Origin of the sequence: Aeromonas sp. S2(2024) (genome assembly GCF_041402505.1) — a bacterium.
Classification (GTDB): Bacteria; Pseudomonadota; Gammaproteobacteria; order Enterobacterales; family Aeromonadaceae; genus Aeromonas; species Aeromonas media.
The window spans coordinates 214709-223142 of record NZ_JBGLRL010000006.1 but is presented as its reverse complement, the minus strand read 5'-3'; the positions used below and the strand labels follow the sequence as shown (position 1 = coordinate 223142).

6 protein-coding genes are annotated in these 8434 nt (G+C 61.8%); 1 reads left to right on the top strand and 5 read right to left on the bottom strand.

Annotated features, from left to right (window positions below; all coding sequences use genetic code 11):
• The coding region (locus ACB039_RS09035; RefSeq protein WP_371165532.1) for a beta strand repeat-containing protein at positions 1-3016 on the top strand (3016 nt) is incomplete at its 5' end.
• A gap of 82 nt (positions 3017-3098) precedes the next feature.
• Here ACB039_RS09035 and rnd read toward each other — a convergent pair.
• From rnd to tsaB, 5 genes are all read right to left on the bottom strand, one after another.
• Entirely contained in the window at positions 3099-4211 is a 1113-nt protein-coding gene (rnd, locus tag ACB039_RS09030) for a ribonuclease D (RefSeq protein WP_371165531.1), read from the bottom strand.
• A 100-nt stretch (positions 4212-4311) separates the two neighbouring features.
• A complete protein-coding gene (gene fadD, locus ACB039_RS09025) occupies positions 4312-5988 on the bottom strand; it encodes a long-chain-fatty-acid--CoA ligase FadD (protein WP_081934458.1) in 1677 nt (558 codons plus the stop codon).
• A gap of 196 nt (positions 5989-6184) precedes the next feature.
• Positions 6185-7027 carry an alpha/beta fold hydrolase gene (locus tag ACB039_RS09020; RefSeq protein ID WP_371165530.1) on the bottom strand — a complete coding sequence of 281 codons (843 nt, stop codon included), beginning with the start codon at positions 7025-7027 and terminating at the stop codon, positions 6185-6187.
• Positions 7027-7545, bottom strand: a complete 519-nt coding sequence (locus ACB039_RS09015; RefSeq protein ID WP_218409808.1) for a Slp family lipoprotein — start codon at positions 7543-7545, stop codon at positions 7027-7029. The genes ACB039_RS09020 and ACB039_RS09015 overlap by 1 nt, the downstream gene beginning before the upstream one ends.
• Positions 7546-7612: 67 nt before the next feature.
• The gene (tsaB, locus tag ACB039_RS09010; protein WP_371165529.1) at positions 7613-8314 is read right to left on the bottom strand and encodes a tRNA (adenosine(37)-N6)-threonylcarbamoyltransferase complex dimerization subunit type 1 TsaB; all 702 of its coding nucleotides are present in this window, start codon (positions 8312-8314) and stop codon (positions 7613-7615) included.
• Between the last annotated feature and the right edge of the window lie 120 nt (positions 8315-8434).

Genomic DNA, 8434 nt, shown 5'->3' with positions numbered 1-8434 from the left:
CACCGCCTTTGCCAGCGACGCCGACGCCACCACCAATGCCGTCACCTACAGCCTGTCCGGCAATCCCGGCGGCCTGTTTGCCATCGATCCCGCCACCGGTGTGGTCACCGTTGCCGCCGCCATCGACCGTGAAGCCCTCGGTGCCAGCGTGAATATCGAGGTCACCGCCATCAGTGCCGATGGCTCCAGCCAGGCGCAGACTTTCACCATCGCCATCAACGATGTTGACGAGTTCGATGTCACTACCCCGACCGACACCAACGCTGCCACCAATGCCGTCGACGAGAACATCGCCATCGGCTCCCTGGTCGGCGTCACCGCCTTTGCCAGCGACGCCGACGCCACCACCAATGCCGTCACCTACAGCCTGTCCGGCAATCCCGGCGGCCTGTTTGCCATCGATCCCGCCACCGGTGTGGTCACCGTTGCCGCCGCCATCGACCGTGAAGCCCTCGGTGCCAGCGTGAATATCGAGGTCACTGCCACCAGTGCCGATGGCTCCAGCCAGGCGCAGACCTTCACCATCGCGGTCAACAACCTCGACGAGATCGCACCGACCATCACCTCCGGTGGCACTGCCGCCGCTATCAATGAAAACAGCGGCGCCGGTCAGGTCGTCTACACCGCCACCGCCGACGACAGTGCCGACATCAGCGCAGGCGTGACTTTCAGCCTCGCCGGTACCGATGCCAACAAGTTCACCATCAACGCCATCACCGGTGCGGTCACCTTGCTCGGCAACCCCGATCACGAGACCCAGTCCAGTTACAGCTTCAGCGTCCTGGCCAGCGATGGCGTCAACCCGGCCACCGAGCAGGCCGTCACCCTCGCGGTCAACAACCTCGACGAGGTCGCTCCGACCGTACTCTCCATCACGGGCATCAGTTCACGTAGCGGCAACTCCGGCACCGCGACCTTCACCGTCACCTTCTCCGAACAGGTCAACGGGGTCAGCGCCGAAGACTTCACCCTGTTCGGCAGTGCTACCAGCGTTTCGCCCTTCCCCAGTATCACGGGCGTCTCAGGCTCCGGCTCGACCTGGACGGTGACTGTTGCCTACGATGGTCGACAGCCAGCCAATGGCGACCGAGGTAACACTCTAGGGCTAAACCTGAATGCGGGTAACAATGTGATCGATAGCAATGGCAATGTCGCCACATCAACTTCCTTCGGCACACCACAGATTGCATCTCTTGCACCCGCTGGTATTGCCGGTGAACCGATCCACCTGGCCCTGGAAGCCCCCGAGGGGCTTATTGGCCTGATCTCGATGAAGATATCCGGCGTTCCCTCGGGTTGGACCATAAACGGCGGCAACGACAATGGCGACGGCACCTGGAGCCTAATGACCGAGGATCCGAGCGGCCTCACTGTCACCACCCCGGCTGACTTTGTCGGGGCCGCAGTCCTGGCTGTCAACATGAGCTGGACCAACGTCGACGGCAGCATGGGCAGCGCCTATATCGCCGACAACGTCGAGGCCTATGCCCCAGGCTCCCCCATCTTCGCCCTGTCGCAAGACGACAACCTGACCGGCTCATCCGGTGCGGATCAGTTCGTGTTCGCCCAACCCATCGGCAACAACGTCGTCTACAACTTCGACGTGACCACCGACAGGCTGGATCTGATCGGCTTTGCCGGCGTCACCAGCATGGCAAACGTGCAAATAGGCAATGACGCCGATGGCAATGCGGTGATCAGCATTGGCGAGGGCCAGAGCATCACGATCAAGGGGGTCGATGGGGCGTTGCTCGGCGAGGCGAACTTCGAGTTCAACGTCGATCCGGTGACCCGCAACGGCGGTACCCTCACCATAGATGACGGGGCCATCATGCCGTTTGGTGGCAGTCTCATCAACGAAGGGATGATTGCCCTTGGTGGCCACGACAGCGGCGCCAGCCTGGAGATCCTGTTCCGCGGAGCCAGCCTGAGTGGCGGCGGGCAGTTGGTGCTCTCCGACAGCGACCACAATGCTCTGTTCGGTGGCAGCGCCGATACAGTGCTGTTCAACATCGACAACAGCATCCGCGGTGCAGGCCAACTCGGCGCCGGGCAGCTGATATTGAACAACGCAGGCAGCATCATCGCCGATGGCAGTCATGCCCTGGTGATCGACACAGGCGATGAGGTCATCATCAACTCCGGCATGCTGGCAGCGATCGGGGCCGGTGGTCTGATCATCGACAGTGGGCTCGACAACAGCGGCCTGCTGTGGGCCAATGGCGGCAATGTGACCTTGAACGCGGCTGTCAGCGGTACCGGCAGCGCCTTGATCAGCGGCATGGCTACGCTGGCTTACGCTGCTGCGTCGAACATGGACACCGCTTTTGCCCTCGAGGGGGATGGGATCCTAAGGCTGGCACATGCCGCCGACTTCACCGGCACTGTCTCTGGCTTCAACGCAGGAGATAAGTTCGAGCTGGCCGACGTTGGCAACGCAACCATCAGCTATGTCAGCAACGCCACCGCGAGCGGCGGTGTGCTGACCATCGACGATGGTACCCACCGTAGCGAAATCCAGTTGCAGGGCACCTATACGACAGCCGGTTTCCAGATGACACAAGGAGAGGATGCGAGCACCACGATCAGCTACCACGCGATACTGGCTGATCAAATACTGACGGGGACAGAGAGCGATGACGGCCTGGTGGGCAGCGATGGCAACGACACCCTGAACGGGCTGGTTGGCCATGATGTTTTAGTCGGCGGGGAAGGAAGCGATACCTTCGTCTTCGGCCGCGAAGGGGGGGTGGATACCATAACCGACTTCAATGGTGCCAACCTGATACAGGGGGGAGACGTATTGGATCTGCGAGATCTGTTCCAGGATACGACGGGCGGCGACCTGTCGGACTATCTGGCGGTGCGGGAAGAAAATGGCAGCACCATCCTTAGCGTGGATAGGGATGGTGCAACGGGGGATGCCGGCTTCCAGGATCTGGTTCTGCTGCAGGGCACCACAGGCCTGCATCTCGACGAGCTGCAGCAGCAAGGCAACCTGCTGACCCACGGATAACCCCAGCTCACGCCATCCAAAAAAGCAAAAGCCCTGGCCGCACACGCGGCCAGGGCTTTCGTCATAGGGGCACCAGAGGCCGCTACTGTGCCAGCAGGTGGCCCACCAGCTCATGACGCCAGCCTTGCAGCAGCATGGGCTTGTCGGCACGTGCCCGCTCCTCGGCGCTCATGCGCCAGCTCCAGGTGAAGTACTGGTGGATGATCTTCTTGCTCGCGACCAGCTCCGGCGGGATGTTGCTGGCCTTGGCCTTCTCTTCCACCATGGCCTTGATGCGCTTGAGCTCGGCCTTGTACTGGGGGAAGTCCACCAGTCGGCGAATGGGCTCTGGCCAGCTGTCAGGATCGCTCTGCTGGGCGGAGGCGACGATGTCCAGCATCCGCTTGCCGTGGATCTTGATCTCGATGGGGGCCAGCCCCAGCTCGTTGAGATCCCGCAATGAAGTGGGTCGGCGCTCCGCCACCTTGAACAGGTGCAGCTCCTTGACCACGAAGTTCAGGGCCAGATCCCGGCGCACCGCCTCTTGCTGACGCCAGGCGGCGAGCTCGCGCAGGATGGCCAGCTCACGCCGACCCAGTTGCCAGGCGTTGATGATCTCGAGGTAGGCCTGACGGGGATCGTTGCCCTGGGTCTTGCGGGCGGAGTGGTTCTGGCACTCCTGCTCGAACCAGGCAAACTTGCCGCTTTCATGCAGCCTGGCCATCACCTTCTCGTAGAGGGGCATCAGGTAGAAGACATCCGCCGCCGCGTACTCGAGCTGGCGCGCGGTCAGGGGGCGGGCCAGCCAGTCGGTGCGGGCCTGATCCTTTTCCAGTTCCACCCCGAGGAACTCTTTCACCAGGGCGCCGAAGCCCACCGAGACGCCGTACCCCAAGAAGGCCGTCGCGAGCTGGGTGTCGTGCATCTGGTTGGGCAGGTGGCCCGCCTGATGCTGGATGAGCTCCAGATCTTCACCGGAGGCGTGCAGTATGGCGATCTGCCCTGCCCGGCCGAGCCGCTGCCACAGGCCGGAGAGATCCAGAGTCAGCGGATCCAGCAGAGCGAGGCGTTCGCCGTCATAGATCTGGAACAGACCGAGCTGGGGATAGTAGGTACGGGTGCGAACGAATTCGGTATCTATGGCCAGGGGAACGTCGGCCAGGGAAGCGAGATACTGCTCCAGTTCGGCTTGCTGTGAAATGAGTTGATATTGCATCTTTGCCTGCACGTTGGTCGGGACCCAGAAAGAAAAAACCGTGGCATGACCCACGGTTTTGCATAACGACAGCGCTTGACTGCAGAGCAGTGCATGCCGGTTACTGCTTGGCAATCTCCTCGTCGCGCAGCACGCGCCGCAGGATCTTGCCCACATTGGTCTTGGGAAGTTCGTCGCGAAATTCTACCAGTTTCGGCACCTTATAGGCAGTCAGATGTTTGCGGCAGTGGGCAATTATCTCGTCCTCCGTCAGCTTTGCATCTTTCTTGACCACGAAGATTTTCACCAGCTCGCCGGAAACCGGGTTAGGCACGCCGACGGCAGCCACTTCCAGCACCTTGGGATGGAGCGCCACCACGTCTTCAATCTCGTTCGGATAGACGTTGAAGCCGGAGACCAGGATCATGTCCTTCTTGCGATCGACGATCTTGAAGAAGCCCTGCTGGTCGCACACCGCGATGTCACCGGTACAGAGCCAGCCATCCTGCATCACCTCGGCGGTCGCCTCGGGACGCTGCCAGTAGCCCGTCATCACCTGGGGGCCACGCACCTGCATCTCGCCGGGGGCGCCCAGCTCGGTGATAACCAACCCCTTGTCATCCACCAGCCGGATCTCGGTGGAGCAGACCGGCAGACCGATGGAGCCGTTGTAATCCACCAGATCGTAGGGGCAGACGCTCACCAGGGGTGAACATTCGGTCAGGCCATAGCCCTCCAGCAGCGGGGTCCGGGTCAGCGTCTTCCACTGCTCGGCCACCGCTCGCTGCACCGCCATGCCGCCGCCTATGGTGAGCTTGAGCTTGGAAAAGTCCATGCCCTGGAACTCGCCATTGTTGACCAGGGCATTGAACAGGGTGTTGACCCCTGTGATGCAGGTGAAGGGGTATTTCTTGATCTCTTTGACAAAGCCCGGGATGTCGCGGGGGTTGCTGATGAGCAGGTTGTAGCCACCCAGGCGCATGAACAGAAGGCAGTTCACCGTCAGGGCGAAGACGTGGTAGAGCGGCAGCGCCGTGACCACGAACTCCTTGCCCCGCTCCAGCACGGGACCATAGACACCGAGGCACTGCTCCACGTTCGCAATCATGTTGCGGTGAGTCAGCATGGCCCCCTTGGAGAGACCCGTGGTACCGCCTGTATATTGCAGGAAGGCGATGTCCTGGTTACTGATCTCCGGCTTGATGTACTGCAGGTAGCGCCCCTTGGCCAGGGCCTGGCGCATAGTGCTGGCGTGCGGGAGGTTGTATTTGGGCACCAGCTTCTTGACGTACTTGACCACGAAGTTGACGAGGGTGCCCTTGGCCAGGCCGAGGTTGTCCCCCATGCGGGTCAGGATCACGTGCTTGACCGGGGTGTCGTAGACCACCTTCTCCAGGGTATGGGCGAAGTTGGAGACGATGACGATGGCCTTGGCGCCGGAGTCCTTGAGCTGGTGCTCCAGCTCGCGCGGGGTATAGAGGGGGTTGACGTTGACCACCGTCATACCGGCCCGCAGTATGCCGAACACGGCGATGGGGTATTGCAGCAGGTTCGGCATCATCACCGCCACCCTGTCGCCCTTGCCGAGCTTGAGCTCGTTTTGCAGGTAGGCGGCAAAGGCACGGGACTGCTCTTCCAGCCGGCGATAGGTAATGGTCTGCCCCATGTTGACGAAGGCGGGCTGGTCGGCGAACTGGGTCACCGACTCTTCAAACATCTCGACCAGGGAGCCGTATTGGTCTGGATTGATCTCGGCGGGCACCCCTTCTGGATAACGCTTCAGCCAGACTCTTTCCACGAACTTCTCCTGCATAACTAGCACCTGTGCGCTCACTGTGTTGCCTCCGTCCCTGTCACATCCATTTCAATCAGTTGTTTTAAGCTACAGCTCTAATGCCGCACATAGTTACATAAGGCAACATCGATTAACAGCAAATTAACAACGAGAAGTGTGAGGGAGAAAGCAAACCTGACATGATTGAAAGCCGGCGATCCTACCGGATCTGACAGAAGTTTTCGATATAAACGGCGGTTTTGGCCGAATTTTCCATATGGAAGTGATGATTTCCCGCCACTTGTACCATTTCAATCTGGCCAAAGAGTGGTCCCCGCTGCTGCCACTGCGCCAGCAGACCCTGGAAGCCCTGCTCGCCACGGATGAAGAGCACAGGGCATTCGATGGCCCGGATCAGCGCCTGGGCCTGGCCTTCGCTCATGCGCATGGGCGAGAGATCCCGCAGACGGGGATCGCTGCGCCAGTGCCAGCGCCCTTCCCGCACCTCCAGCTGGCGCTCGCAGATGAGGCGCGCCGCCGCCAGGGAGATCTCCGCCACCTTGCAGCGGGCCGCCACCGCCTCGTCGAGGGAGGCAAACCCACCGGACGCTCGCTCGCGAGTGCGGCTGCGATTGAGAATGGCCCGCCGCAACTGGGCAGGCACCTCCTCATCGGGTTGGCTCAGCGGCCCAAGCCCCTCCAGCAGGATGAGCCGCACTATCTGCTCGGGGAAGACCCCGGCATAGGCGCTGGCGATCAGGGCCCCCAGCGAATGGCCGAGCAGGATGAAACGCTGCCAGCCCGCAGCCTGGGCAATCTGGTGCAGATCGTCGAGCCAGTCGACGAAGACATAGGGAGTCGGTTTGTGATCCGAATGGCCGTGACCCGGCAGATCGACGCAGACGAGGTGGCACTCAGCGAGATGGGGGGCAAGGGGCAGGAAGCTGGCGCCGTTGTCGAGCCAGCCGTGCAGGGCAATGACCAGGGGCTTGCCCTGCCGGCCGTTATCCAGCAGGGCGATACGCCGGCCATCGGCCAGGGTGAGGAAGCGCTCTTCCATCATCACCAGCGGGAGTAGTGGCGTCTTGGCCAGAAGGGATCATAGAAGGGGTCGTAGAAGTAGGGGTCCATGTAGCGGATCTCCACCTCCTTCACCGGCGGCCACAGCTTGCTGGCGGTGACCTTGAGCACGGAGAAGCGATACTTGTGATCGCCTATCTGGCTGTCCACCGGCTTGTCCAGGGTGCCGAGCACCGTCAGGCTGCGCCCCTTGGCATAGAGCGTCGGATCCACAAACCCCTTCATGACGGCCAGAAAACGCCCCGGGCTCTGCTCCGTCTGGGTCGGTACGCCGTTGGCTTTGAGCGGCAGGTAGACCACCTCGATGACGCTCTGATCCTGCTCGTTGTGCACCGCCGAGATGACGCCGCTCCAGCGCGCAGGCTTGCCCTCCATCCCCTGCAGGGCAGGTTGATAGGCCACCAGCTGGCTTTCCGGCTCATAGGCCAGCTCCTTGGGCACAGTGCTGCAGCCGCCGAGCAGCAGCCCCGTCAGGCCCAGCATGATCACGCGTTTCATCATTTGCCTCTCCTTCTCCGCACCGCCCGCCTTCACTCACTGGCGTCGAGTCACGGCTCGCCGTTGGATGTCACTCGCGACCCGGCAGTTTTTTCCAGGTCACCTTGTCGCGCAAATAGACGGGGGTCGCCTGCTCAACAGCCACCGCCTCCCCCGCCAGCCAGGCGCTGCGTGCCAGGGGCAGCATGTCGACCGCCGCCGGGAAACGCACCTGGCTCACCGCCAGCTCGTCGGCCAGCGCATTGAGCATCTCGCCATAGGTTTCGAAGCCGGTCCCGACGCAGCTCAGGCTGCCCGCCAGCTTGCCGCGCGCGTCAATCAGCGCGGCGGGATCGCTCACCACTTCCTCACCCACCAGCTGCATGCGGCCGTCAAGCAGCTCGTAGTGGCCAAAATAGACTTCGTTCATTCGCGCATCGATGGCGGTCAGCACCCGCGTTGCCCCCTCCAGACGATGAGCCCCCTGGGCCATGGCAGCCAGGGTGGAGATGCCGATGAGCGGCACGCCGGCGCCAAAGGCGAGCCCCTGGGCCACGCTGATCCCGATGCGCACGCCGGTAAAGGAGCCAGGTCCACGCCCGAAGGCGATGGCGTCGAGCTCGTCCAACGATAGACCGGCCTCGTCTAACACAGCCTGAACCATGGGCAGGATTTTTTGGGTGTGATCCCGCGGCGCCTCTTCCCAACGGGAGAACAGCTTGTCACCCACCAGCAGGGCGGCGGAGCAGGCTTCGGTGGCGGTATCAACGGCCAGGATCTTCAACTCGGTCATGGGTTACAATCTCTATAAAATCAGTCAATTACATAACGTGTAAGCGAGCAGTGCTCACCCGTTTTCTTAACATGGCAAATCCGTCAATCGCTATTCACCCGCCAGCATCTCAGGGCGAAT

Coding starts and splice junctions, on each gene's coding strand:
- rnd (WP_371165531.1), bottom strand. CDS start 4,211: ATGCAATATCAACTCATTTCACAGCAAGCCGAACTGGAGCAGTATCTC.
- ACB039_RS09020 (WP_371165530.1), bottom strand. CDS start 7,027: ATGATGGAAGAGCGCTTCCTCACCCTGGCCGATGGCCGGCGTATCGCC.
- ACB039_RS09015 (WP_218409808.1), bottom strand. CDS start 7,545: ATGATGAAACGCGTGATCATGCTGGGCCTGACGGGGCTGCTGCTCGGC.
- tsaB (WP_371165529.1), bottom strand. CDS start 8,314: ATGACCGAGTTGAAGATCCTGGCCGTTGATACCGCCACCGAAGCCTGC.